The sequence below is a fragment of the Salinicoccus siamensis genome (genome assembly GCF_042429615.1).
GTDB lineage: Bacteria > Bacillota > Bacilli > Staphylococcales > Salinicoccaceae > Salinicoccus > Salinicoccus siamensis.
Genome location: NZ_JBHMAH010000015.1, coordinates 32,871 through 58,880, shown reverse-complemented (window position 1 = coordinate 58,880; position 26,010 = coordinate 32,871). Strand labels below are relative to the sequence as shown.

At 47.3% G+C, this 26,010-nt stretch carries 26 protein-coding genes; 11 read left to right on the top strand and 15 right to left on the bottom strand.

Features of this window, described 5'->3' with window-relative positions; genetic code table 11:
- Positions 1–17: 17 nt before the first annotated feature.
- The 3 genes from ACFFLE_RS06710 to ACFFLE_RS06700 form a co-directional block, all read right to left on the bottom strand.
- Positions 18–1,052: a Rho termination factor N-terminal domain-containing protein gene (locus ACFFLE_RS06710; RefSeq protein WP_380570376.1), complete on the bottom strand. Its 1,035-nt coding sequence runs from the start codon at positions 1,050–1,052 to the stop codon at positions 18–20.
- A gap of 138 nt (positions 1,053–1,190) precedes the next feature.
- On the bottom strand, positions 1,191–1,475 hold the full coding sequence (locus tag ACFFLE_RS06705; RefSeq protein WP_380570375.1) for a branched-chain amino acid transport AzlD family protein: 285 nt from the start codon (positions 1,473–1,475) through the stop codon (positions 1,191–1,193).
- Positions 1,472–2,158, bottom strand: a complete 687-nt coding sequence (locus tag ACFFLE_RS06700; protein ID WP_380570374.1) for an AzlC family ABC transporter permease — start codon at positions 2,156–2,158, stop codon at positions 1,472–1,474. Before ACFFLE_RS06700 ends, ACFFLE_RS06705 begins: the two co-directional genes overlap by 4 nt.
- A gap of 93 nt (positions 2,159–2,251) precedes the next feature.
- Between ACFFLE_RS06700 and ACFFLE_RS06695 the strand changes: the two genes are divergently transcribed.
- Positions 2,252–3,091: an HAD-IIB family hydrolase gene (locus ACFFLE_RS06695; protein ID WP_380570373.1), complete on the top strand. Its 840-nt coding sequence runs from the start codon at positions 2,252–2,254 to the stop codon at positions 3,089–3,091.
- Positions 3,092–3,102: 11 nt separating this feature from the next.
- On the opposite strand, the gene ACFFLE_RS06690 is transcribed toward ACFFLE_RS06695, so the two are convergent.
- Complete coding sequence (locus ACFFLE_RS06690) at positions 3,103–3,705, bottom strand: alpha/beta hydrolase (protein ID WP_380570372.1); 603 nt, start codon at positions 3,703–3,705, stop codon at positions 3,103–3,105.
- Between the two features lie 77 nt (positions 3,706–3,782).
- Between ACFFLE_RS06690 and ACFFLE_RS06685 the strand changes: the two genes are divergently transcribed.
- Entirely contained in the window at positions 3,783–4,706 is a 924-nt protein-coding gene (locus tag ACFFLE_RS06685; RefSeq protein WP_380570371.1) for a VOC family protein, read from the top strand.
- Positions 4,707–4,711: 5 nt separating this feature from the next.
- The gene (locus ACFFLE_RS06680; RefSeq protein WP_380570370.1) at positions 4,712–5,302 is read left to right on the top strand and encodes a protein-L-isoaspartate(D-aspartate) O-methyltransferase; all 591 of its coding nucleotides are present in this window, start codon (positions 4,712–4,714) and stop codon (positions 5,300–5,302) included.
- 167 nt (positions 5,303–5,469) lie between these two features.
- Here ACFFLE_RS06680 and ACFFLE_RS06675 read toward each other — a convergent pair whose 3' ends face one another.
- Together ACFFLE_RS06675 and rarD are read right to left on the bottom strand one after the other, a co-directional pair.
- The gene (locus tag ACFFLE_RS06675; protein ID WP_380570369.1) at positions 5,470–6,264 is read right to left on the bottom strand and encodes a hypothetical protein; all 795 of its coding nucleotides are present in this window, start codon (positions 6,262–6,264) and stop codon (positions 5,470–5,472) included.
- Positions 6,265–6,336: 72 nt separating this feature from the next.
- Complete coding sequence (gene rarD, locus ACFFLE_RS06670) at positions 6,337–7,254, bottom strand: EamA family transporter RarD (RefSeq protein ID WP_380570368.1); 918 nt, start codon at positions 7,252–7,254, stop codon at positions 6,337–6,339.
- A gap of 368 nt (positions 7,255–7,622) precedes the next feature.
- On the opposite strand from rarD, the gene ACFFLE_RS06665 reads away from it, so the two are divergent.
- The 6 genes from ACFFLE_RS06665 to ACFFLE_RS06640 all read left to right on the top strand — a co-directional run bounded on the left by ACFFLE_RS06665 (position 7,623) and on the right by ACFFLE_RS06640 (position 14,467).
- On the top strand, positions 7,623–8,192 hold the full coding sequence (locus tag ACFFLE_RS06665) for a mannitol dehydrogenase family protein (protein ID WP_380570367.1): 570 nt from the start codon (positions 7,623–7,625) through the stop codon (positions 8,190–8,192).
- 154 nt (positions 8,193–8,346) lie between these two features.
- Positions 8,347–10,341 (top strand): catalase, encoded by a 1,995-nt coding sequence (locus ACFFLE_RS06660; RefSeq protein WP_380570366.1) that lies wholly within the window; start codon positions 8,347–8,349, stop codon positions 10,339–10,341.
- A gap of 149 nt (positions 10,342–10,490) precedes the next feature.
- Positions 10,491–10,955, top strand: coding sequence for a MarR family transcriptional regulator (locus ACFFLE_RS06655; RefSeq protein ID WP_380570364.1), 465 nt, complete (start codon positions 10,491–10,493; stop codon positions 10,953–10,955).
- Entirely contained in the window at positions 10,939–13,581 is a 2,643-nt protein-coding gene (locus ACFFLE_RS06650; RefSeq protein WP_380570362.1) for an MMPL family transporter, read from the top strand. Before ACFFLE_RS06655 ends, ACFFLE_RS06650 begins: the two co-directional genes overlap by 17 nt.
- A 40-nt stretch (positions 13,582–13,621) precedes the next feature.
- Positions 13,622–13,870, top strand: coding sequence for a hypothetical protein (locus ACFFLE_RS06645; RefSeq protein ID WP_344700850.1), 249 nt, complete (start codon positions 13,622–13,624; stop codon positions 13,868–13,870).
- A gap of 81 nt (positions 13,871–13,951) precedes the next feature.
- Positions 13,952–14,467: a hypothetical protein gene (locus ACFFLE_RS06640; protein WP_380570360.1), complete on the top strand. Its 516-nt coding sequence runs from the start codon at positions 13,952–13,954 to the stop codon at positions 14,465–14,467.
- A 41-nt stretch (positions 14,468–14,508) separates the two neighbouring features.
- Here the strand turns inward: ACFFLE_RS06640 and ACFFLE_RS06635 are convergent, their stop codons facing one another.
- Together ACFFLE_RS06635 and ACFFLE_RS06630 are read right to left on the bottom strand one after the other, a co-directional pair.
- Positions 14,509–15,528: a PQQ-dependent sugar dehydrogenase gene (locus tag ACFFLE_RS06635; protein WP_380570359.1), complete on the bottom strand. Its 1,020-nt coding sequence runs from the start codon at positions 15,526–15,528 to the stop codon at positions 14,509–14,511.
- A gap of 20 nt (positions 15,529–15,548) precedes the next feature.
- Positions 15,549–16,652 carry a M20 peptidase aminoacylase family protein gene (locus ACFFLE_RS06630; RefSeq protein ID WP_380570358.1) on the bottom strand — a complete coding sequence of 368 codons (1,104 nt, stop codon included), beginning with the start codon at positions 16,650–16,652 and terminating at the stop codon, positions 15,549–15,551.
- Between the two features lie 210 nt (positions 16,653–16,862).
- On the opposite strand from ACFFLE_RS06630, the gene menC reads away from it, so the two are divergent.
- The gene (gene menC / locus ACFFLE_RS06625) at positions 16,863–18,002 is read left to right on the top strand and encodes an o-succinylbenzoate synthase (RefSeq protein ID WP_380570356.1); all 1,140 of its coding nucleotides are present in this window, start codon (positions 16,863–16,865) and stop codon (positions 18,000–18,002) included.
- 100 nt (positions 18,003–18,102) lie between these two features.
- On the opposite strand, the gene ACFFLE_RS06620 is transcribed toward menC, so the two are convergent.
- From ACFFLE_RS06620 to ACFFLE_RS06600, 5 genes are all read right to left on the bottom strand, one after another.
- Positions 18,103–18,960 (bottom strand): metallophosphoesterase, encoded by an 858-nt coding sequence (locus ACFFLE_RS06620; RefSeq protein WP_380570354.1) that lies wholly within the window; start codon positions 18,958–18,960, stop codon positions 18,103–18,105.
- Positions 18,961–19,070: 110 nt separating this feature from the next.
- Entirely contained in the window at positions 19,071–19,877 is an 807-nt protein-coding gene (gene phnE / locus ACFFLE_RS06615) for a phosphonate ABC transporter, permease protein PhnE (RefSeq protein ID WP_380570353.1), read from the bottom strand.
- Positions 19,874–20,674, bottom strand: coding sequence for a phosphonate ABC transporter, permease protein PhnE (gene phnE, locus ACFFLE_RS06610; RefSeq protein ID WP_380570351.1), 801 nt, complete (start codon positions 20,672–20,674; stop codon positions 19,874–19,876). The genes phnE (ACFFLE_RS06615) and phnE (ACFFLE_RS06610) overlap by 4 nt, the downstream gene beginning before the upstream one ends.
- A complete protein-coding gene (gene phnC / locus ACFFLE_RS06605; protein WP_380570350.1) occupies positions 20,655–21,449 on the bottom strand; it encodes a phosphonate ABC transporter ATP-binding protein in 795 nt (264 codons plus the stop codon). The genes phnE (ACFFLE_RS06610) and phnC overlap by 20 nt, the downstream gene beginning before the upstream one ends.
- Before the next feature lie 58 nt (positions 21,450–21,507).
- Entirely contained in the window at positions 21,508–22,437 is a 930-nt protein-coding gene (locus ACFFLE_RS06600) for a phosphate/phosphite/phosphonate ABC transporter substrate-binding protein (protein ID WP_380570349.1), read from the bottom strand.
- A gap of 145 nt (positions 22,438–22,582) precedes the next feature.
- On the opposite strand from ACFFLE_RS06600, the gene ACFFLE_RS06595 reads away from it, so the two are divergent.
- Positions 22,583–23,524, top strand: a complete 942-nt coding sequence (locus ACFFLE_RS06595; protein WP_380570348.1) for an aldo/keto reductase — start codon at positions 22,583–22,585, stop codon at positions 23,522–23,524.
- Between the two features lie 122 nt (positions 23,525–23,646).
- Here ACFFLE_RS06595 and ACFFLE_RS06590 read toward each other — a convergent pair whose 3' ends face one another.
- The gene (locus tag ACFFLE_RS06590) at positions 23,647–24,630 is read right to left on the bottom strand and encodes a Gfo/Idh/MocA family protein (RefSeq protein WP_380570346.1); all 984 of its coding nucleotides are present in this window, start codon (positions 24,628–24,630) and stop codon (positions 23,647–23,649) included.
- Positions 24,631–24,645: 15 nt separating this feature from the next.
- Positions 24,646–25,890 carry a hemolysin family protein gene (locus ACFFLE_RS06585; protein WP_380570345.1) on the bottom strand — a complete coding sequence of 415 codons (1,245 nt, stop codon included), beginning with the start codon at positions 25,888–25,890 and terminating at the stop codon, positions 24,646–24,648.
- Positions 25,891–26,010 lie beyond the last annotated feature (120 nt).

Sequence of the window (26,010 nt, the reverse complement as noted above, 5' to 3'; positions counted from 1 at the left end):
CGCTAAATACCGGACCTTCATCTGCCGCAGCATTTCTTATATTTACGCCCGCTGCCGCATGGACAAGGGTCATTCCGACCCACTTTGACTTCCTTGACGACTGTCTGGGAGTTCAATTCCGACTCCTTGTGGCCACGATATTTGAAGTGGCGTGTGTTTTCAACGATCTCAGCCATCATATCCATCAATTCGCGTTGGCTGCCAGCATTCTGCAACTCGACATTCAAGGTCATCAAGTATTGGAGGATATCATCTTTCTTAGACCCCTGCATAATCAGCTGAAGCAGTGATATATATACACTGTAATGTTTGTCCCTCGGTACATCGACATTATCCTTCACCCACTCTTTGAGTGCACGATGGGCTTTCGATTCATCGATATAGTTGGGATCGCTGAACTTGATGAATTTGCCGAATTCCGGCTCGTAGTAAGGTAGATTTCCCTGGAGTTTTTTGACCATTTCATACTGTGCATAATTCATGTCATCAATGATGATCTGTTCATTATCTTCATCAATTGAAATATCATAAGGTGATTCTCCAAGGAAGCTCACCAGTTCCGCTGAAGTCATTTCCATATCATAATATTTTTTGAATAGGTGTTGGAGCTGACTGAAACTCACAATACCGTAAAGATGAAGAGCAGCTCTTATAAGCTTCAATTTACGTTGGACTCTAAGCCGCGCTTCCCTATTCACTTCATTATCTACCGTAGCGAACAGCTCCGGTATTCCTTCTGCAATAAAGAACTTATCCTCCTGTTCAGAATCTTCAAAGGCATAGCCCAATATATACAGCCCGAACAGTTCTTCCAAATTATATCGCGACTCGGTAGGCCCACGGCCTCCCGTGTTCTTCCAGGCTTCAAAAGAATGGTCATCGATGTATTTATACGCGTACCCTGCCGCTTCTGTAGTATGTTGACGCTCGATTATGGCATCAATCAGATCATCCTTTTTATATTTCGAGAAGTTTTTCACTGAAATGGTACGCGCAAGACGCTTCAGATCATTCATATTGTACGACTTTAGATGGCTCTTTGTACTTTTCACATTAAAACTCCTTCGCTCCTTGATTATTCCCTTCATTTTACCACATGACCCTTTCCTTGGTAACCAATCAGGTCCCGCCACGGTCGCTGCCATGCCGGTTTAGGCACAGCAAATGGATATGCTGAAATCTAAGGCCCCTCAAGTTATCAGATAGACAAACACGATTGTGCCTAGCACGATAAAGAAAAGCGGCACCCGAAACAACGCCAGCAACATGGCGAACGCCCCTCCCAAAAGACCATGCAATGGATTTTCGAGGGCATCTAATATACCCGGGAAGATAAGCACGCCGAGTGCGGCATAAGGGATGTAGTTCAAATATGTTACAAGCCATTCCGGCAATGGGAAGCCATCGATTATAAATGCCGGTAGAATACGTGTTATAATCGTCACAGCAAACATGGCAACAACCAGTAGGGTCATCTGGACACCTCCGCTCTTTCAAGTATCGATCCGAGTGCTGCTGCAATGAGTATCGCCAGCACGATGGCAATGCCGGATGGCACGAAGGAGAGCTGCCCCATTATGTAATGGATGATCATGCCTGCCATGGCGATGATGCCGAAGCGGTAGTGGATACGCACAGCTGGAATGAGCAGTGCGATGAACAGTGCATATAAAGCGATGCCGCTGGCTGCAACCCACCCCTTGCTCATCCATTCGCCCGCCAGGTAACCAATGGCAGAAAACGTCACCCAAAAAAGATAGGCTGTGAGGAAAGTGACTGCATAGCTGCTGAAATGACGCTGTTCTGGAGTACTGTTGGCGGTCACTGCAAAGCCCTCATCCGTAACATATGAAGATAGGAACAGACGTTTCAAAAAGGATTCATGCTTCAAATCATAGTTTACCTTGAACGACATGACAAAATGCCTTGAATTGAGGATGAATACGGCAAATACAATGGCTATTGCACCGCTCGTAGACATCATCTGGAGGGCCAGAAATTGGCTTGCGCCTCCATATACCATGAAACTCATCAGCACCGCGTCAAAAAAGGACATGACCGGTTTTGCCGTTATGCCAAAGGCTACAGCAACCGGCACATAACCCATGCCGATGGTCAATCCGTCCATCAGCGGCTTCTTCAAATCCGTTCGCACCACTTCTTCACCCCGCCTGAATCTATAATTATAAAAATATATTTCGCAATAAGAAGGCATTACAATTCAACTTCAGCATAAAAGGAGAATCATTTCATGAAAGCATTGGTTCTGGATATGGACGGCACGATACTCGACCACAGTGGCCGCTTCCCAAAATCCCTCGTTGCGGTATTGGCAGCACTCAAAGAAACGGGGATGCTCATCTTTTTCGCGACAGGACGAACGCATTACGAAATTACAGAAATTACTCCCGGAGACTGTCCACTTGACGGTTATGTTGCAGCAAGCGGCATGGGTGTCTATGTAGATGGTCGGTTGATTGATTCTGCTTCATTCGACCCTGACTTCGTTTCAGATATGATAGCTGCTGCACGCAGGCGGCAGATCTATTACGAAATCCACACGCTTGAAAATTCAAGTCGTACCTTGCTTGAAGATAAAGAGTATTCGGCCGCAGACATCAGCCGGCCCCAGCCGGAGACGATGAAGCATTTTGAATACCTCTACGCCCAACAGACACTCGAAAGTACAGTTCAATGGGTGCCGACCCTATCATTCGAACATGTCGTAAAGATATTCTTCTTCAGTACAGACACGGATAAGATCGGCAGCTGGTACGACCATCTGAGAGCGCAGCAAGACGAATCGGACTATGCCCTCTATACCACCAGTGTCCATAATGCCGAAATCATGTTGAAGGGACGCGACAAGGCCACAGGCCTTGAAACTTTAATGGGTCGATACGGACTGTCGTATGAGGATGTGCATGTCGTGGGGGATTCGATGAACGACCTTCCTTTGTTTGACAAAGCCGGCAAGCGTACCGCAATGAAAAACTCGGTGCCCTCAATCCTTGAAGCTGCAGATGATGTCACTGCATATACGTGCGACGAAGATGGACTCTCGCACTATTTGTCTTCCGTATACCTTTGATCGATCAGGGGCTACTTCACTCCCAGATACCAGACATGCCCCTCCATCAATTCTTCCGGGTCTATCTCGTGGCCGCCGTCCGTCAGCTTGATGCTGACCTCGGCGCCTTTTTGTTCGAGGTGCCGTCTCAACTGATATGCTTCACCGGCAGTCGTCTGGACGTCCCTGGCCCCTGCTGTCAGAAGGATCTTCTTTCCGCTCAGATCGACCTCTGCCGCTTGTTCACCATTGTAGGATGGATGCATCAGCATGGCGCCCGCCACCGGCAGATCATGATGCATGAGCAGGTGTGAAGCCATATCCGCTCCATGTGAGTAGCCGACATATATCGCCTGATTGAGATCCAAACCATATTCTTCAGCCAGATCCTCCACCAATTTTTTTATGGCCGTCCCTTCTGCCTTAAGGCTACCTTCATCATATCCTGCCCCCTGTCGAGCGAAGAAATGCGCACGCCCTTCTTCATCAACGTTCCCGCGGAATGCGAGTATATTGGCTGAGCCATCCACCATAGCTGCAATCTCCAAAAGATCCGTTTCACGACCGCCACTGCCATGAAAAAGTATCAGTGTATTCCTTTTCTCGTTTTTAGCTTTTATAAATAAATGTTCCATTCCGGCAACCTCCTTTATTAGAGTTTACTTCCCATATATTATATAATATCAGTGATAAGTGGAAGGAGCGATTTTTTATGATACCAAAAGGGTTGCACCATGTGTCAGCGATTACTGCCAACATCATCGATAATCACAAATTCTATACAGATGTGCTTGGACTCAGACTCGTCAAAAAGACCGTAAACCAGGATGACACAAGCATGTATCATCTGTTTTACGCAGACCATGAAGGCCATCCGGGCACGGATATCACTTTCTTTGAAATAACCGGGGCACCGAAGTACCAATCAGGCAGCAACGGCATCAGCCGCACATACTTCAGGGTCCCTTCCAAGGAGGCGCTCGAATTCTTCAAAGCCCGGTTCGAAGGGAAAAACATCCACTATGAAGAGATCACGGAAGAATTCGGCAAGACCGTCATGAAATTCGAAGATCATGAAAAACAACGTCTCGCCCTTATGGTGGATCAGCAGGGGCCGAAATCTCCGAATACTCATCCGGAGATTCCTGAAGCCCATGCCTTGACGTCGATTGGTGCTGTGGAACTGAGCATCCAATACTTGAAACCCATGGTCCAATTCTTCGAACTGCTGGGCGGCGTTTCAGATCACCCCTACAAAAACGAGGACACAGCCGTCGAAATGAAGTTCGGCGACGATTCTCTATACCTTATCGAAAAGCGGACCAGCCAGCTCGAAAAAGAAGGATATGGCAGCGTACACCACCTTTCCCTACGTGTCGCCGATGAAGCAGCCCTCCTCAATATCAAGGAGAAGGTTGATCATGAAAAGTGGTTGAATTCAGGCATCGTCGACCGCTATTACTTCAAGGCCCTATATATCACGACGGTCGGTGGGATAACTGTAGAATTGTCGACAGAAGGGCCGGGCTTCGATATTGACGAACCCATCGATGCCCTTGGAGAGAAACTCTCCCTTCCGCCTGCCATCGAAGAACAGCGTGATTTCATTGAAATGTATCTGACGCCCATCAACTAAAAGGGGTGAGTGTTTTGAAACATGATAAAAAAGCAATAGAATCCTTTTTCAACAGGCTTGATCGCAGTAGATATATGGATACGCAAAGACATCTGGCAGGAGCCGACATGCCGTGCCCGATCGGCCACGGCCAGACGATTTCACAACCTTCGCTTGTGTTGTCCATGACGCTTGCGCTCGAGCTCGCACCACAACATGATGTGCTCGAAATAGGCACCGGTTCAGGCTTTCAGACCGCCATGCTCGCAAAGTTTTCAAAAAACGTCTACACTGTTGAACGCATTGAGGCATTGTATGAACGTGCTAAAGAAAGACTCCGGACCGAGGGGTTTTCCAATATCCATTTCCATTACGGCGATGGCAACCAGGGGTGGTTGGAATATGCTCCCTACGACCGCATCATCGTCACCGCGGCCGCCGAAAGAACACCTCAGGCATTGGTTGACCAGCTCGCCCCAGACGGCAGGATGGTCATACCTGTCGGAGATGATTTCGCCCAGGAACTGAAATTGATCGAGAAAGATAGGAATGGCTCCGTCCACGTTTCTACCCTTGAATATGTCAGGTTCGTCGAGCTGAAGAAAGATACTGAATAAGGAGTCGTTTTAACTGAAGGATGTAAAATAAATGATGACGAGGGGGAAAACCGAGTCATTGGAGCTAAAAAATAAGAAGAGGCGATCCCATGAGAATCGCCTCTTCTTACTTCCTTAAGTCACCCGCACAGGTGACATTACCTTCTCATACCATCTCTGCACCTGGACTAGTCGACTGACTCAGGCAACTGTATCGCACCTATATCATTGAATGATTTAAACTCGACCTCTCCGGATAATTCATAACGCCCTTCTGCATCTTCTCCTGTCGCTTCATACTGGATGGACTTTATGCGCGAATTCTCCTTGTCGATGACGACTTCCACCTCATTATTCGGATTGGAGGTATCTATGGCACTGAATTCAGCTGCAAAGAGTGATTCAAACACTTCAAAGATTTCAGTGCTTTCCCCCTCAAATGTATAGATCAGCTGATTTTCCTCTTCAGTCAGCTTCATCTCATCTTTAATATCAGAAAAAGCGATGACGGCATTTTTGTATGTTACATGAAAAAGCTGTTCTATTTCTATGGACTCTGAGATGTCTACCCAATCGTCTCCGTTATTGTAGTAGGTTTCACCATCTTTCGAGATGGTCCGGTCCTCCCCTTCTGACTTAAGATGCAAAGACGGTGGCGTCCCCTCTTTATACTTTACGTCCGCATCAAGAGTTTGGGAGGATTCATCGTCCACCAAAGCCTCCAGGTCCACCATGGCTTGGTAACTTTCTATATTCCGGGCCTCTTCAACCAAGTCGGCAATTGCGGAATCATCTGTTTCGATTCCTTTCAATGTCCGGTTTGCATCATCTGTGGTGTCCATTGATTGCTTCCCTTCGGTCGTTTCCTCTTGGGCGACCCCGGCCTCTCCTGATGTCTGATCTGTTTTCTCCTCTTCCCCCTGACAACCAGTCAGTAACGCAACTGCAATCGGAACGGCAAACAGATATTTCGAAAACTTCATATCCCCTACTCCTTAGAAAACTCATTTTCAATAAATCATATCATGACTATAGATGCTTCCCCTAACAATATGCTAGTGTGTGACGCGCCGTCTCGGCTTGCGTCCTGTGTCCCGTCGCATTTCCTTGAAGCGGGTGAATGTATACAGCCCGAGCCCGCCCCATATCAATATATAGGCGACACCATGTATGCGGGTAAATGCCTCACCATACATGAAGACCCCAAGCAGAAGCATTACAGTCGGTGCAAAATACTGAAGTATACCCACTAGGGACAGTCGGATACGCTGTGCACCGATCGAGAACAGCAACAATGGTACGGCAGTGACGACGCCTGTCCCCATCATGACCAGGCTATCCTGATCGAATCCGAAATGCCCCTCCCCGCCGACTTCAAGGAATAGGATATAGAATAGCGCCACCGGCGCCAAAACAAAAGTTTCCACAGCCATAGCAAAGACGGCATCCATATTGACTACTTTTTTGATTAATCCGTAGATACTGAAGGACAGAGCCAGGAAAAGTGATATCCACGGCGCAGAACCCAGACCTACCGTCATGTAGGCGACTCCCAGAAAGACGATTATGATGGCGACCCATTGAGATTTTGAAAATCGTTCCCCAAGAACTGCGAACCCGATGAGAATGCTTATGAGGGGATTTATGTAATAGCCGAGGCTCGCATCCAATATATGGCCACTGTTGACTGCAATGATATATAGCAGCCAGTTGGAGGTGATGACTACTGAGGCAGCGAATAATGCCGCCACTTTCTTTTTGTCCCGGAATATGAACTTCAGATCTTTATAGAAAAGATGCATACGGTTCGTCGCGAGGATGAATACAATCATGAAGATGAACGACCAGAATACGCGGTGAGCAATGACTTCGTACGAAGAAACATGTTCCAACTGCTTCCAATATATGGGCAGAAACCCCCATATCAGATAGGCACTCAGGGCAAACAATGCTCCCTTTTTACTGCTTTCCATACCGACCACCCCTTTTACTATTCTCCTTTTGCATATGACCCCACCATACTCGAATATCCAAACAATTATACCACGCCATCCTTCATCCATTGATCATTAACATATGTTTTGGCAATATCAGTGTGCCAAAGCTGCGTTTTGTTTATATTGTAAGCGTTACCTTTTCGCCTTATGATTTAGTTATACTATAAATCATCTAAAAAGGGGTGGCTTTAATGTCTGAAGAAAAAAAGGTCTTTCACGTAAAGTTCAAGCTTTCGGTTCATTTTTAAGCAGTATGATCATGCCGAACATCGCTGCATTCATTGCCTGCGAAAACGCCATCCTTGCCACAGATACACTTAAAAAGGAAATCTTGAAGCATACTGATGAGCTGGATAGGAGAGGCGAGACTGGATGGGGTCACTTATGTAGAAGATCTGATACCCTTTATCGAACGCAAACTGTTTACGGTCAATACCGGTCATGCAGCGATAGCCTATTATGGCAAGACCCTTGGCTTCAAAACTGTAGCCGAGGCGATGACCAATGAAAAAGTCGAAGTATTCCTCAGGAATGTCCTGAATGAAACAATGCTCTATCTGACTTCAAATTACGATTTCACGGAGGCACAGCAGCTCTCATATATAGAAAAAATCATTGCGCGGTTCAAAAACCCCCATCTATCCGATGATCTGGACCGTGTTGGACGTGGTGTGATGCGCAAACTAAGCGCGGGCGATCGTATCATGAAGCCGCTGATCTACTTGGAGAAGAACAATCTCAGTTGCAATGCTCTCACAGAGCTTGCTGTGTATGCACTGGAATTCAACAATCCCAATGACCCTGAAGTCAAAGAAAGAGATGAACAGATTGCACAGGTGGGATTAGAGACGTTCCTTGCCAAACACAGCACTCTCAACGATGGATTGATACAGAAAATTGAAGAATATCTTTAAGTAGAAGGTCGTGCCAACATGTGCACGACCTTTTACTATACCCGCTTTGAATACAAAAAAACCCGATATAGTAAATGTATGCAAAGCGCATGTGGGATTGTTATAGTGGAGGGGCAAGGTATCATTTCAATCTTTCAAGGAGGCGTAACCATTAATGAACAAGAAGAAGGAAGATCTCCAAAAGAACACGATCGATAATACCAAAAAAGCACATATGACAACGAATCAGGGACTTAAAGTCAGCAACGATGAATTCTCCCTGAAAGCCGGTGAACGTGGCCCGACGTTGATGGAAGACTTCCATTTCCGCGAAAAGATGACACATTTCGACCACGAACGCATTCCTGAACGTGTGGTTCATGCCAGAGGGTTCGGAGTACACGGTGAATTCGAGCTGTATGAATCATTGGAAAAATATACAAAGGCAGGACTCTTTACAGATACAAGCAGAAGAACCCCTGTCTTCGTGAGGTTTTCAACAGTTGCCGGGAACCGTGGTTCCATGGACATCCCGCGTGACGTCCGCGGATTTGCAACAAAATTCTATACAGAAGAGGGTAACTTCGATCTTGTCGGAAATAATATGCCCGTCTTCTTTATGCAGGACGCCATCAAATTTCCAGACATGGTCCATGCTGTGAAACCAGAACCCCATAATGAAATGCCTCAGGCAGCCTCCGCCCACGATACATTCTGGGATTGGGTATCACAAAATACCGAAAGTGCCCATATGGTAATGTGGTTGATGAGCGACCGCGCGATCCCGCGAAGCCTAAGGATGATGGAAGGGTTCGGTGTCCACACATTCAGATTGGTGAACGCTGAAGGCAAGAGCCATTTCGTCAAATTCCACTGGAAACCGAAATTGGGCACGCATCAGGTGGTATGGGACGAAGCACAGCTCATCAATGGGAAGAATATGGACTTCCACCGCCAAGATCTGTGGGAAAACATCAATAAAGGCAATGCGGTTGAATTTGAACTTGGCATGCAGTTGATTCCGGAAGAAGATGAATTCAATATGGACTTCGATATTCTAGATCCGACCAAAATATGGCCCGAGGAGGATGTCCCCGTCCAGATTGTAGGTAAAATGACATTGAATCAGAATGTCGACGACTACTTTGCAGAGACGGAACAGGTCGCCTTCCACCCAGGACATGTCGTGCCGGGCATCGACTTCTCGAATGACCCGCTTCTACAGGGCAGGCTCTTCTCCTATACTGATACGCAGTTGATCCGCCTCGGTGGGCCGAACTTCCATCAGATTCCGATCAACCGCCCGATCTGTCCTTTCGCAAACAACCAGAGGGAAGGCTATAATCAGATGAATGTTACAAAGGGCCAAACTTCCTATCACAAGAACTACCTCAACAACAATCAACCGGAACCGGCATCTCCGGAAGAGGGTGGTTATGAGCACTATGACGAGAAAGTCGAAGGCCGTAAAATCAGGGCACGGAGTGAGAGTTTCAAAGACCACTTCAGCCAGGCGAAAATGTTCCTCAATTCCATGACGGCCCATGAGAAGCAGCATATATTTGATGCCTTCAGCTTTGAACTCGGGAAATGTAAGGATCTCGGCGTCAGACAGAATGCCGTAAATAACCTCCTCAATCCAATCGATCGGGAAATGACTGAATACGTAGTGGATAAAATAGGGGTCGAACTGCCTGATACGATAGAAGAATCAAACTATGAGAAAAGTTCTCCAGCGCTCAGTATGGCGAACACACCTTCATCTCTTGAAACGCGCGAGATCGGCATCATGATAACGCCCGATGTACCGACAGAAAAAATGTTGACCCTGCAGCAAAAACTGGAAGATAAGGGTACAGCAGTCACTTTCATCTCTGATAAGATACGTAAAATAGGTGATGATGTCATGACTGAAACGTTCGATACGGTCCATTCGGTACTTTTCGATGCTGTGATCATTTTGAAGGGACATGAAAACCTGCATCCTGAAGCTGTAGAAAACCTCGAGATTGCATTCAAGCATAAGAAGGCGATCGGCTTCAGCACAGATGACGGCGATATATTCAAGGCGCTCTCATTCACAGCCGATGACAAGGGTGTTACGAATATTGATGAGAATCTCAAGCAATACTTGGAAGACGTAAAATCACACCGCGTCTGGGATAGATGATCTTTTTTAAAGGGGGCCTCTACGGAGGTCCTTTTTCTATTCTAAAAACTGTCACATCATATACTTTGACCCTGTCCTTTATTACATGGTAGACTGTTGAAGTCTTCGATTGGTTTAGCACTCTCAACTAAAATAAGGAGGGGTGAAATTTGTCCAAAAAAAGTGATGTTATACATAACCTCAAGCTCATCTATGGTTACGGCTACACAAAAGTGTTCAATGATGTCACCGACTCGATAACCCGTATGCACATATCAAAGACCCAGATGGATATCATGCAGTTCATCTATCTGAACGGGCATGCCACCCCCTCGGACCTGGCCCTGGAACTTAATGTGCAACGCAGTGCCATCACACATACAGTAAAGAAACTTGTCCAGAAGAATCTGGTCAGGAGCGAAAGCAACAAAATGACCAACGACAAAAGATCGAAGTTGATCTATATGACTAGAGAGTCCGAACAACTGGTGGAGGAGTTTCTGGATAAGATCCATCATAAAATAGGCACTGACATCGGCATATTAACGAAAGAAGAGGAAGAACAGCTCTATCACGCGACCATGACAATTTTAAAATATATACCAGGAGGCACCCCCGATGAAACACATACTTAAGTTCAAATGGCCCGTCACCGTACTGATGCTGATTTTCGCCATCACTACTTTTATCCTTTCCCCTAACTTGACGCAACTGGCAACAGAAAAAGGGGACGTCCAGCTAGCGGACGACTCACCAAGTGAACAAGCTAGGCAATTCCTCGAAAAATACGATCAGGATAAGGAATCGATGTCACTCGTCCTCGAATTTGATGGGAAAGTCTCGGCAAACGAAGCGGATATCGTCGATTACATTGAAGAAATAAAATCTATGGATGACGTTGATAATGTGGTCAACCCATTCGAGTTTGAGGATGACGTACAAGAGAATTTCATCAATGAAGATAATGGTGTCGCCATCATCCCGATGGATTATGTAGGTTCAGTCGATGATATCAGCAATGTTGCAGAATCAATCGAAGAAGCGAACACGACTGAAGCAAAAACCTCCATGACTTCAAATGAGCTCATCCAGAATACAGTCGAACAGGATGCGATGGAAGGCATCCAATCCACTGAAATGTTTACAGTAATCATAGTGGTCGCTGTACTGTTGATCATGTTCAGGTCCATCGTCACTCCGTTCGTACCTGTAATGGTCGTCGGCATCGCCTACCTGATCGGCCAGTCTTTCGTTGCATGGTTCGTCGAATGGTTCGGCTTTCCGATTTCGCCACAGACCCAGAGTTTCCTGATCGTTATCCTGTTCGGCATCGGTACGGACTACTGTATATTGCTGCTGAACCGTTTTAAAGAAGAACTTGAACATCACGATAAATATGACGCGGTCATACGCACTTTCTCCACAGCTGGTAAAACTGTATTCATCAGCGGCCTCTCAGGTGCCATCGTATTCGGTGTCCTGTACTTTGCCAATTTTGAAATCTACCGTTCAGCTGTAGGCGTGGCATTAGGGGTGGTATTCCTGTTGCTCGCCCTCTTTACATTATTGCCCGTGCTCATGTATCTGCTCGGCAGATATATCTTCTGGCCGAACATCAAGAAGACGGAATTCAAGGAGAGCCGCTTATGGACACCGCTTGGAATATTCTCATTGAAGTATCCAACACGCATCATCTTCACAGTATTTGCGATCTTGATTGCGGTTGCTCTGTTCTATAACGATGAAGTCAATTTCGATGCCATCGAAGAGCTCGATGATGATTATTCCACCGTCCATGCCACTAATGTTGTAAGTGAAAATTTCGATGAAGGCCAGCTCTTCCCTGTTAAAGTCATCCTGTCGACCGGAGAAGATATGCTCAAGTCGGAAAACCTATCAAGACTTGATGCTGTGGCCTCCACTGTTTCAAATCTTGACGGGGTAAAGGAAGTCCAGACACTCACGCGCCCATCCGGTGAAGCGATAGAAGGCCTCAATGTCCGCAGCCAGTTGGAGCAGGCGAATGAAGGCATCATCGATATGCAGGATGGACTGGCCGAAATAGCCGATGGTCTGGATGAAGCGAGCAGCAACCTGAGCAATACTGAGACACAAGGCGGAGATCTCTCTGCGCTCGGTGACGGTATTGAAGACATAAACAGCAACCTCAGCCAGATCACTGAATATATGACCCAAACAGGCGATGCCGAAGGGGCAGCGCAGCAATTGGGTCAGGTGCAGCAAGGTTTGACGACATTGTCGGACGAAGTTGCTGCAGCCAACGAAGAAATCACCGCGCAGCAGGAAGCTGCCAGCCAGCAATTGACGGAACTTGCCAACGGCTTGTCCGACTCCTCGGAAGGCATCCGGGAAATCAGGGATGGTCTTGAAGATGTATCTTCACTGATGACGGAAATCAATGACAATGAAGCAGTCGATCAGACAGGCGTCCATGTGCCTCAGGAATTCATCGACAATCCGGACATCGAAGATGCAGTCGATCAGTACGCCTTCGGTGACAATGAAGCGTTGATCATGAATGTGATATTGGAAGACGATCCGTATAGTCATCAGGCCATGGACACTTTAAATTCGGTCGAAGATGCGATAGACGGGGAACTGCAACGTCTTGACAGGGAAGAGACCGAGTCCTACTTCTCGGGAGTGACGAGCATGAACCGGGACTTGAACCAAATATCCAATGATGACTATAACCGGGTCGTGACCATATTCATCCTGACCTTGTTCGTCATCTTGGCTGTTATATTCAGATCCCTGGTGTTGCCGATTTCGATGATCAGTTCGATATTCATCACCTACTTCGCATCAGTAACCATTACACAATGGCTACTTGGCCTATTCGGATATGGCGAATTGAATTGGGCCGTGCCATTCTTCAGTCTGATCATATTCGCGGCGCTCGGCATCGACTATTCAATATTCATCATAGACCGGTTCAGGGAGGAACTCACAGACCGTACTATCAGAGGCGCAATCGAACAGTCCATCAGGCGTATGGGCGGTGTGGTCATCACTGCTGTCATCATACTGTCCGGAACATTTGCTGCACTCCTGCCTTCTGGTATGATCATATTGATACAAGTCGCAAGCATCATCATATTCGCACTTTTGCTATACGCATTCGTTGTACTGCCCCTTCTGGTCCCTGCGTTCGTCATCACCTTCCGACGCGGCAACTGGTGGCCGTTCAGAATGCCTGGCGGACGGGAACGCGAAGAGAAGTTTAGGGATGAAGATTAAGGGTATATTATAAAAGTCTCAAAAAATGGGAGTGAATGCATTGCCTACACAAAAAAGTCCAGGTGTTTCAGCAGTACTCAGTGCTCTGATCAATGGCCTTGGACAAATCTACAACGGGCAGATTTTAAAAGGGGTCATCATCATGATCCTCCAGCTCATCAATGGTGCCCTTACAGTAATCCTGATCGGCTATCTGTTCCTGCCACTCGTATGGCTCTATGCAGTCATCGATGCATACCGCAGCGCCGAGAAGATAAACAAAAGAAATTTCCGTAAATATAATATGTAAAAAAAGCAGACTTCAAGTCTGCTTTTCGTTTCGATAGAACCTTTCCCCTATGGTATAATTTAAGAAAGGATGTGATTTCACATGGAATTGTTCGGACTTTTTGCAGGACTCGCCATCATCGGAATATTACTTGTGCTATTCCTGTTTCTCCTCGGCATCGTCAAATGGTTGTTGCAAGGTTATTTCCTCTACCGCATCGCTGAGAAGAAGAATTTGGATATCCCGTTACTCGCCTTTGTTCCTTTCGGGACATTCTACCTCGGTGGACAGATGTTCGATGGACATGTTCTGGACCGCGGAAAATTCGAGCCTAAGACGCTCGGTATCGTATTCGCCATCGCCGGTATCGTTCTATATATCATGGGACTCTCCATCGGCGATATCGCAGTCAGCTATGTGCTGATTGAGTCCATTGCTTTCCTTGGGGTATTTGCGGCATATACGAAAAATATCGGCACTGCAGCATTGCTTGCACTGTTGAACTTTGTAACCGCCGGTATCGCAGCTATAGTCATACTCTTCCTCTACAACCGGAAACTTGAAGAAGAAGCGTTCGGAATCGTGGATGAAGATGATGAAGAATACCGCAGCGTATAAGTGTAAACACCTCCAGGACAGCTGTCTTGGAGGTGTTTATTTTATTCATCCATAGTTATTCTAATCAATCTGTCGTCTCCTTCTCCAGGATCTCCCCGGCCATCTGTATTATTGGTGAGGGCGTAGATGGAACCATCCTTGATATGCACATCGCGCATGCGGCTCCCTTCATCATATTGAGTGGAAGTTTCCAAGGTCTCCAGATCAAGGGCGATGATCTTAGTCCCCCTCAATGCCGCAATATAGAGCGTCCCCGCGGCATGGGAAATGCCTGAAGGTGCCCACGTATCATTCCCTGTATGATAGAGTGGGACCTTCATCCCTTCCTGTTCCTCGTCCCCCTCAACCAGCGGCCATCCATAATTCGCCCCTGGCTCTATCCTGTTGATTTCGTCATGCCCATCCGAACCATGCTCAGCTGCATACATCGTCCCCTCATCGTTCCAGGCGATGCCTTGGGGGTTTCTGTGTCCATAGCTGTAGACCTCATTGCCGAATGGGTTGTCTTCAGGCAGGGAACCGTCTAGACCAATCCTCAGTATTTTACCGGCAAGACTTTCAATATCCTGGCTGTATTCACCATTACCTGCATCGCCGGTCGTGATGTAAAGATCGCCGTCCGGTCCTATTTCCATCCGCCCGCCATTATGGACACGGCCTCCGGGTATATCGGCTATAAGGACGTCCGATTCCCTCCATGTTCCTTCTTCCCGTTTCAATTCGACTACACGGTTCTTTTCACCCCCATCAAAATAGGTGTGGTAGATGAATGCGGTATCGGGGTCATCGGGATGCAGTATAAAGCCAAGCAATCCACCTTCCCCACTCGCATGGATTGGAATATTGAGTTCAAGCGGTTGGTCTGTGACCCGGCCTTCTGTAATTTGCTTCAGGCCACCCTCCCGCTCAGATACGATAAACCCTTCCCCCGCTTCAACCACCATCCAGGGTACTTTCAAGTCCGTAGCAACATCCTCAGCTTCGCTCTCAACAGATGTACCGCTCTCTCCCGTACCGCATGCCGCAAGCATCAGCACCCCCAACATGAATACCTTCTTCATGCCATCGCCTTCTTTCGGGACTATTCGGCGTTGATGATCGCCTTATGCAATATCTCCATTCCATTCTTCAATGCAGAATGCTCGAAAGTCATGTGCGGGTGATGAAGGCCCGGTTTGAGATCGCAGCCCAGTCCGAGCATGGCCCCTTTAAGTTCCGGCAGCTTCACTGTATAGTAATGGAAATCGTCTCCGCCACTCGTGATGATCGGCTCTAGACACTTCTCTTCACCCAACGTTTCCACAATCGATCTGCGCAATACATCAATGGCATCCTGATGGCTCTCACTGGCAACGATGCCCGAGTAGTCGACATCTTCTATCTTTACAGAATAGAAATCTTCGATGGTTTTCAGCACATCATATACGCGTTCCTTCAATTTTGTCATCTGCCCATTCGTCTGGGCACGCATATCGATGCCACATTCCGCATTGCCGGGTATGATATTCAATGATTTCCCACCCGCAAGGAATTTCGTCATCTTGACTGAAGATGGGATGACCGGATTGATATGGATCTTCGACAGCATATTGACGATATCGGCACCAATCTCTATGGCATTATGGTTGAGGTGGGGCCGCGCACCGTGTGCATCGTCGCCCGTGATGCGAAACTCGATGGAAGATGCTGCACCATGTTCGATGCTGCATGCTGCATAACCGTTACGCGCTTCCTCCACCGGCCGCAGATGAATGCCGAAAAAGTAATCCAAGTCATCTACAACGCCCTCATCTACCACCGCCAAGGCACCGGTGCCGACCTCTTCTGCAGGCTGGAAGATGAAACGTACTCCTTTCGAATCAAGGACTGGGTCATCTTTAATCTTCAGCATGGTAGCGATCACCATTGCCATGTGGGCATCATGTCCGCATGAATGATTCGCCTGCTTTACACCGTCAACCTCCTGATAGAGGGCATCGATATCAGCGCGCACACCGATGACGGGACCTTTGTCGAAATTACCCATATCACAATAAAGCCCAGTCGTATTCTTGAATCGGACAGGCGTGAACCCTTCTGCTTCCAACAGGTTATATATGTATTCCGTCGTTTCCGTTTCCTCATAGCTGATTTCTGGATGTTCATGCAGATGCCAAAAGGCCTTCATCATCTTTTCTTCTATCATAACTAAAACTCCTTTATGTATATCATTGAATGTCAATGCGATCTTCCCTATAATATATTATTAATTGCTGGAAAATTCAAATATCCATCACTCTACAGTTGCATAGTGGACTACATAGCTTTTAGCATAAAAATGGCGTGTCCCCCGCATTATCTATATAATTACACTTAGTGCGATGGAAGGAACTCAATCTATAGGAGGAATAATTTAATGAAGATTAAAGAAATCAAGTTGCATCAGCTGCTGATGGGATTGAAACACCCCTTCACGACAAGCTTCGGCACGCAACAGGAGCGTTTCATCACGATTGTTGAAGCGATTGATGACGCAGGACGTTCAGGATTCGGTGAATGTGTATCGGGAGAAGACCCACTCTACTCGGAAGAGTTCATGGACGCTTCACTCATTGCGATGAAAAAATACTTTGCACCGCTCGTCATCCAAAATGAAATTGCACATCCTGATGAAGTCTGGGAGCTGTTCAAACCATTCAAGCGGAATAATATGGCCAAATCGGCGATTGAGGGCGCTGTGTGGGACCTTTACGCAAAGCAGGAAGGCATAACCTTATCTGAAGCCATCGGCGGCAGAAAGAACGAAGTGGAAGTCGGCATTTCCCTCGGTCTGGAAGACACGGATGAAGGACTTCTCGAAAGAATAAAGGAAAAAGTCGAGGAAGGCTATAAACGCATCAAGGTTAAGATAAAACCAGGCCGCGATGTCGAGATGATTCGGAAGATAAGGGAGCGCTTTGGTGACATTCCACTTATGGTGGATGCCAACTCCGCTTACACCCTCGATGATATGGAGACTTTGAAAGCATTGGATGCATTCGACCTCATGATGATCGAACAGCCTCTCGCTGCTGGCGACCTCATCGATCATGCCAAGCTGCAGAAGGAAATCAGCACACCTGTCTGCCTCGATGAAAGCATCGACTCCTACGAGGCTGCCGCTGGTGCCATAGAGCTTGGCAGCTGCCGAATCATCAACGTCAAAGTCGGACGTGTCGGTGGGATTACACAGTCCAAAAAGATTCATGACCTCGCCCTGGAGCATGACATTCCACTGTGGTGTGGCGGCATGCTTGAAGCAGGTGTCGGACGTCTTCACAACATCGCCATCACAACATTGTCGAACTTCACCTTACCAGGCGATACCGCTTCCTCCAGCAGATATTGGCACGAAGACATCATCACGCCAGAAGTTTCAGCCGAGGACGGCATCGTCACAGTCAGTCAGGAACCTGGTATAGGGGCAGCGGTCGATTTCGGTAAAATGGAACAATACCTACAAAAGACGGAAGTTGTTACAGCGGAAGATGCCGTCGATATGATCTTCTACGACTGATGTTACACATAAAAGGGCACCCGGTGCAGAATGCTGCACCGGGCGCCCTTTTATCGTTTCGGCAACACGTGCGGGTGCGACGATGACACAAACCAGCAGATTACCTGTCCATGCCCCCCTGTTTCCTCTTGAGTTCCATCACTACGATTTCTGGGTGGTTGAAGACCCGGAACGGGAAACGGCTGTTGCCGAGACCGCGGCTGACGACCATATGCGTCCCATCCTTCTCATGCACACCTTCCGTATATTTCGGCAGGACTCCTTGATGGGGGGCGTATAATCCCTTGACTACCGGAAGACGGATCTGGCCCCCATGTGCATGGCCGGTAAATACCAGGTCAATCTCATATCTGCCATATAAATCAAGCAGCTCAGGGCGATGCGATAGCACGATGGTGAAGGCATCCGATTCATTATTGAGCCTCTGTCTCAAGTCTGCTTCAAAGAAATCAGAAAGCGCGTGCTCTTCCTCATTTCCGTAGAACCAGAGATCTTCCATGCCGATCAGCCGGATGTAATCATCACCGATATAGAGCCTCTCGCTTCCTTTGCTGATGTTCCTTACCTGTGACATTTCAATGGCCTGTTCCAACCTGTCAAAATGCACATAATGCGCCTCATGGTTACCCGTAACGTAGTAGACGGGCAGGATATGGGTCAGCTCATGCAACAGATGGACGGCGCGCTTAAGGTTCGGCGTCCGTCTGTCAATCACATCTCCAGTCACGAATATGACGTCTGCATCCGCCGCTCTCACCTGATCAAGGAGCGTCTTGGAGCGCCTGCCGAAATACGCATTATGGAAGTCTGATACTTGGACGATCTTATAGCCGTCGAATGCTTCTGGCACCCTCTCGGACTCATGTATATAGTGCGTCGTCACGATTTTTTTATCTTCTTTATATAGGAAGCGGGCCAATGCAATGGAGAAGCCAATTATAACTTGTGAAAGTTTCATATTGATTACCTCGATTTTATTTTAATTATAAGCCATATCGGCATCCCTTGAAATACTAACCTGGATCCGATAGAAAAAATAAGAAGCCTCTCCGATTAAGGAGAAGCTTCTTATACCAGACGTTTCCTTATCGAACTGGAAACGATGTCGATCAGACTTACAAATACCACTACCACTACTAGAATCATGCCGACATCTTCCCAATTGCGCTGATAAGTCGCCAGGATGAGTGGTGCCCCGATACCGCCTGCACCCACGATTCCAAGAACCGTCGAGGCCCGCACGTCAATTTCGAACCTGTAGAGCGCGTACGATACGAACTCTGGCAGTACTTGAGGCAATATGCCGAACCACATGGACTGGACACGGTTACCCCCGCTTGCCTTTATCGCCTCCACGTTCTCCCTATCGATCGATTCGATGACCTCTGCATACAGTTTGCCGAGCATGCCGATGGAATTGATGCTGATTGCAAGTACCCCCGCATAAGGCCCGATGCCTACAGCTGCCACAAAGATAATCGCAAAAATCAATTCAGGTATGGCGCGTATCGCGTTCAGCAGCGCTTTCCCTATATAGGAGAAACGTCCGCCGACATTGCGGGCGGCAAGGAAACCGACAGGTACAGCGAGTATGGCTGCCACCATGATGCCCGCATAGGCGATGGCTATGGTTTCGAACATATACCCGATATATTCTGGATACTGTCCATAACGTTCCGGCTCCACAAGGGGTGCAATGAATAGCCGCCTCAAGGTATCCAACGTAGATACGGAGGAACTGTTGACGTCAAAAGGCGTCGATATAAGGGCTATGATATAGATGATCAGCAGCAGGAATAGGACGGCATACATATACATGCGCTTTTTTTTGCCGAAAGTTTCCTTCATTCTGATTTTTTCTTTATTTTTCATCATTCAAGACGCTCCCTTAACCTGTTGCTGATAAAGTCTATCAGGGATATTGTAATGAACAGGACAAAGATGATTGCCGCAACATTTTCGTAGTTGAACATGCTGAGCTGCTGCCTCAGGATGATGCCGATGCCACCAGCCCCGACAAAACCGAGAACGACAGATGCTTTGACATTGATCTCAAGCGAATACAGTGTGTATGACGCATACTGCGGCAGAATCTGTGGGATGACGCCATAGCGTATGACCTGCAGTGTATTCCCGCCGGATGCACGTATCGCTTCCATTGGACCCGGGTCGACTGCTTCAATCGTTTCACTGAGCAGTTTGCCGATGATTCCGATGGTCAGGACGGTCAATGCAAGGATACCGGAAACATCACCAATCCCCACCAGCGCCACAAATAAGACGGCCAATATAATCTCAGGTACTGTCCTCAATATGTTGAAGAAGAAGCGGACGACTCGGTAGAATGTATTATTGCGGTTGATGTTCGCGGCTGCCATAAAGCTGACCGGCATCGCAAGCACTGCTCCGAAAGTCGTGCCGAACAAGGCGATGTTCCATGTTTCGAGCAATGGGTCCAACACGCTTGTAAAATATTCCCAGCTGGGTGGCCATAAATCATTGACCACAAACAGGAAGATGATCGGGAATCCTTCTATCACCCGTGTCGGATAAGATTGCGTCAAATAGGCCGCTCCCATATACAGCATCAGAACAAGCAGGGTTATACCCAGGATGAAGAATTTGAACCGCCTTGGCATCAAAACGATCCGTTCATTCCTTTGCTGTTTCATCCGTCTCCTCCTCATTGCCGATCAGATCATCCTCTTTAATCGGACGACCGTATATTTCTTCGAATGTCTGCTCATCGACTTCTGAAATGGGGCCATCAAAAACCAGTTCCCCATCGCGCAGACCAATGATGCGGTCAGCATACTCCATCGCCATATCGATGAAGTGCAGATTGACGATAGTGGTCAATCCATCTTCCCGGCTTACACGCCGCAGATCCTTCATGACCTTATGGGAAGTCGGTGGATCAAGGCTCGCCACCGGCTCATCGGCCAGGATGATCGACGGCTGCTGCGTCAAAGCCCGGGCGATGCTTACACGCTGCTGTTGCCCCCCACTTAAATTGCTTGCTCTGACATAGGCTTTCTCATCAATGCCGACGCGCTTGAGGTTATCCATCGCAAGACGCATATCGCTTTGTGGAAAAAGCCCGAAAATGCTTCTCACTGTTCCGATATGCCCCAGTCTGCCCGCAAGGACATTCCGCAGCACACTCATCCTTTTGACGATGTTGTAGCTTTGGAAGATCATGCCAATCCTGGTCCGCAGCTTCCTCAACTGGGGTTCCTTGAACTTCAATATATTCTCCCCACCGATGATCAATTCACCCGAAGTCGGGGTGACCATACGGTTGATGCTCCGGATGAGGGTGGATTTGCCGGCTCCTGACATGCCGACGATTACAACGAATTCACCTTCCTGGATATTCAGGTTGATATTCTTAAGCCCTTTGTGGCCGTTGGGATAGACCAGGGAAACATCTTTGAACTCTATCAATGGAGTCACCATCCTATATAGATTGCACTCAAAAAAAGGGGCCTAGCCCCCTTGCTTATTATTCGTTCAGCTGATCTTCGAATTCTGCATAGACTTCACGGACGATATCATAGTCTTCTGAGCTAGCTTTTGCAACGCCGTCCCATTCATAGATTTCGTACATCGTTTCCAAGACTTCTTCATTGTCGTTCATGCTGAGGAATGCCTCGGTCACTTTTTCCTTCATCTCGTCCGGTAATTCAGAGCGCACAGAAATCGTATCGTTTGGGATATCCTCTGTGTGGCCGATGATTTTCACCTTATCCATCACGTCAGGCAGATCTTCTTCCACCGTCGTACGGGCGTCGTCGAATGTCGTTGCGAAATCGGCTTGGCCATCATAAACTTGAGTGATCGCGTTATCGTGTCCCCCTACAGATAATTGATCAAAATGGTTCTCCAGATCATCAACACCCTTATCCTTCAACTGCATGGCCGGGAACAGGTAACCTGAAGTCGACAATGTATCTGGGAATGCCCATACAAGATCTTCTGTAGCCACCAGGTCGTCGATGTCTTCAATGTCGGAATCCGCATTCACCACGTATTGTGCTGCATATGATTCGGAACCATTCCGGATGGATTTCAATATGACTTCTACATCCGCCCGCTCTTCAGCCTGCACAAAACTGAATGGTGCGAGGAAACCGATATCAACTTGCTGTGTACGCATCGCTTCTATCAGTCCACTGTAATCGACCATCACTTCGGCCTTCACTTCGATTCCGAGCTCTTCACTCAGGAATTCTTCCAACGGTTCTGCGGTAGTTGCGATATTTCCGGCATCGCTTGAAGGAATGAAGCCCATGGAGAGTGTCTCCACTTCCCCTTCCTGACCTTCCCCGTCGTTTTGTGCTGTGTCTTCTGCCCCGTCACTGCCACATGCTGCGACGACTGCCAATGCCACAAGCGAGAATAGGAAAAACAAACGTCTGAATACAGAATTCATCTGATGCTACCCCCTGAAATTATGTATATTTAGTGAAAATGAAAATCTTCCTCCTTCTTCTAGAATATTCAAACCAAATTTCAAAGTCAATAAGATTCACGGTACTTCGAATAGATTGTGATAAAATAGTGGCGAGGTGATTAATTTGGATAAAATAAAATTAGGTGGTTCAGATCTTGATGCATCAAGAATAGTACTTGGCTGCATGCGTATTGCAGGTATGACAGACGACGCTTTGCATCGTCACATCAGTACAGCAATGGAGGCCGGCATCAATATCTTCGACCATGCAGATATATATGGTGGAGGTGAATGCGAACACAAATTCGGCAAAGCTCTGAAATCTGGCATAAAAAGAGAAGATATTCTCATTCAGAGCAAGTGCGCCATCCGCAATTCCACTCCGGAAGGCGATAAATCAGGCGAATATTACGATTTATCAAAATCCCATATACTGGATTCCGTCGATGGCATACTGGAACGGCTTGATACCGAATATCTCGATCTTCTCATGCTCCATCGGCCCGATGCACTCATGGAGCCCGAAGAGATTGCCGAGGCTTTCGATCGTCTGCAGGAAAGTGGCAAAGTCAGACACTTTGGTCTGAGTAACTTCAACGCCCGCCAATTCGATTTCGTTCAAAAATATGTTGATCAGAAGCTGATTACCAACCAGATCCAATTCGGTGTGGCCGCACCACACATGATCAACAGCAACATGCAGACGAATACGCCGTTTGAAGGTGCAGCCAACCGCGACGGTGGCATGCTCGACTATGCCCGTCTGAATGATGTGACCATCCAGGCATGGTCTCCATTCCACTACGGATATTTTGATGGCATCGTTATGGACGACCCTAAGTATAAAACACTGAATGAAGTCATGGAACAAGTCGGAGAGGCACATGGTGTGACGAAAAATGCGATTGCAGTTGCATGGATCCTGAGGCATCCGGCAAATATGCAGACGATCATCGGCACCACGAATACCGATAGGCTATCACAGATCATGAAAGCACCTGATGTATCACTCTCCCGTGAAGAATGGTATCAGATCTACAAAGCAGCTGGCCATATGCTGCCGTAGTAATCACATGACAGTTGGATAAGTGCGTAAATAAAGGACGGCCTGCAAATCTCAGAAATCAAGATTTGCAGGCCGTCCTTTATTTGAGGGGGGGGGGAGGCTCTATACCCCCACCCGTCATCCTATTTTTCATCCGCAGGATATTTTATATCAGCACTGCTTCTTGCCGCTTCGAATGCTTCCATCACATTCATGGAATGCTCCAGCAGCTCAGCAGCAGTTCCCCGATCTTTCGATGAGAGCATATCCCTGAAGTTTTCAAGTTCCGCCACCATATTATTGTCATTTTGCCCCAGATCAATATGCGCCTTACCTTCTTCTGTGATTACGTCCACAGAATCCATGATGTTTGCAGAGCCATTGACCCGGACATAGCCCTTGTCCCCCTGCAACAGCACACTATTATCCGTTGTCGTGTCCTTTGAGCCGATGCATGATGCAACACAACCATCATACTTGAGTACACAGACACCCGAAGTGTCGGCTCCGCTATCATGCTTATTCGGCAGATAGGCTACCTCGTCCGGGCGGCCGAGCAACCGGATGACGAAATGGAGATTATATATATTAAGATCAGCAAGCGCGCCACCGGAAAAATCCAAGTTGAAGACATTGGTCACCTGACCATGCTTCAACTGTTCATAGCGGCTCGAGTACTGCGAATAGTTGGCCTGGATGATTCTGATGTCCCCTATCCGCCGCATATTCTCCTGAACTGCTTTAAAGTGTGGCAGATGAATGCCTGTCACTGCTTCAAACAGGAAGACGTCCTGCTGCCCGGCCAGGTCAATCAGCTCCTTCAATTCTGCAGCTGTCGATGTGAATGGTTTTTCACATATGACATGCTTGCCTGCTTCAATGGCTTTTTTGGCATATGCGTGATGTAGATTATTGGGCGATGCGATATAGACAGTATCATGCGCCTCTTCCTTGAGCATGGCATCCATATCCGTGAACCTGCTCCCGATGTCATGCTTCTGTCCAAATGCCTCGGCCGTCTCCGTCCGGCGTGAATAGACGGCTGTAGCCTCCACACCCTCCACTTGACGGACTGCATCAAGAAAACGGTCTACGATGAAACCCGTTCCGATCGTAGCAATCTTCATACTCATTTCCCTCCATCATTCTTCTTCATTCTCCGCTGTTTTGACAATATGGACTTTACGGATCATCTGATCTTCCATGACGAGCACTTCAAACTTCAATCCTATCTGCTCAAGGATGTCACCTTCGACCGGAAAGTCATTGAATTCTTTCAACAGGAATCCTGAAAGGGTATCTTCATCTTCCGGTATCTCCGTATCAAAAATGGAGTTGAGGCGGTGAAGGGTAATCTTGCCGTCGCAGACAATTTCCTCATCCGAAAGGCTTTCGACGAGTGCATCGTTGCGAAGATCCGTTTCATCTTCTATTTCAAAACCAAGCATCGCTTCTATGATATCTTCATGGGTAAGTATTCCTTCCGTACCGCCGAACTCATCAATCACGACGGCCATATGCCGCCTTTCCTTGGTCATTTTCCTGAGCACATATTCAACGGGTTGGAATTCATGGATGGTCAAGGGATCATTATCACAGTAATCCAACAAGGTCTTTGAAGGTTCCACCGACCATTGAAGAAGATATTTGGAATGGAAGACACCGATTATATCATCCATATCTTCACCATAGATCGGATAACGGGTGAACATATTCTCAATGACGAAATCCCTGACCTCTTCAAACGATGCATTTGCGGAAATGGCTTCCATCTCCGTCCGCGGAGTAGTCAGGACGTCTTTGACATTAAGATGCCTGAAATCAAGTACCCCCTTGATCCGGTAGGATTCATCTTTGGCAAGCATACCTTCCGAATCCGCGATATCCACGATCGCACGGAGTTCATCTTTCGAGACGGTGGCTGCACCCTTCAATTCACCTTTCGACAACAGTCGCGCAATGGTATCCGTCAACCAATTCAACACTACCGTCACAGGCTTCAATATCAGTACAAAGAACATGATGATGGGTGCCACACGCATGGCAATCGGCTCCGGGAACGTTGCCGCCACCGATTTGGGTATGACCTCCGCAAAGACGATGATCGTAATGGTTAAAGCTGCCGAAGCGATCGCTATACTGATGCCGTATTCAAGCGCCAATGTAGTTACCAATGTAGGCAGCAAGATATTCGCTATATTGTTGCCGATGAGTATCGTGGTGATGAATACGCCCGGCTTTGAAACCAATCTGAGCAGGCGTTCCGCTTTCGCATCGCCCTTTTTCGCCATCGATTGAAGTTTCATTTTGTTGACTGCCGTCAAGGCCGTTTCACTGCCCGAGAAAAACAGTGAAGTAAACAGCAGTATAATGATCGCAACGATCATTCATTTTCCTCCTCATATATATAAAACCTAGAAATGTCTTAATTACCTATTTTAAATTTATTTTCACCATTTTACCACTCATAAGTGGAAATGTTTAATATCCCGATTCATTTTGGGCAA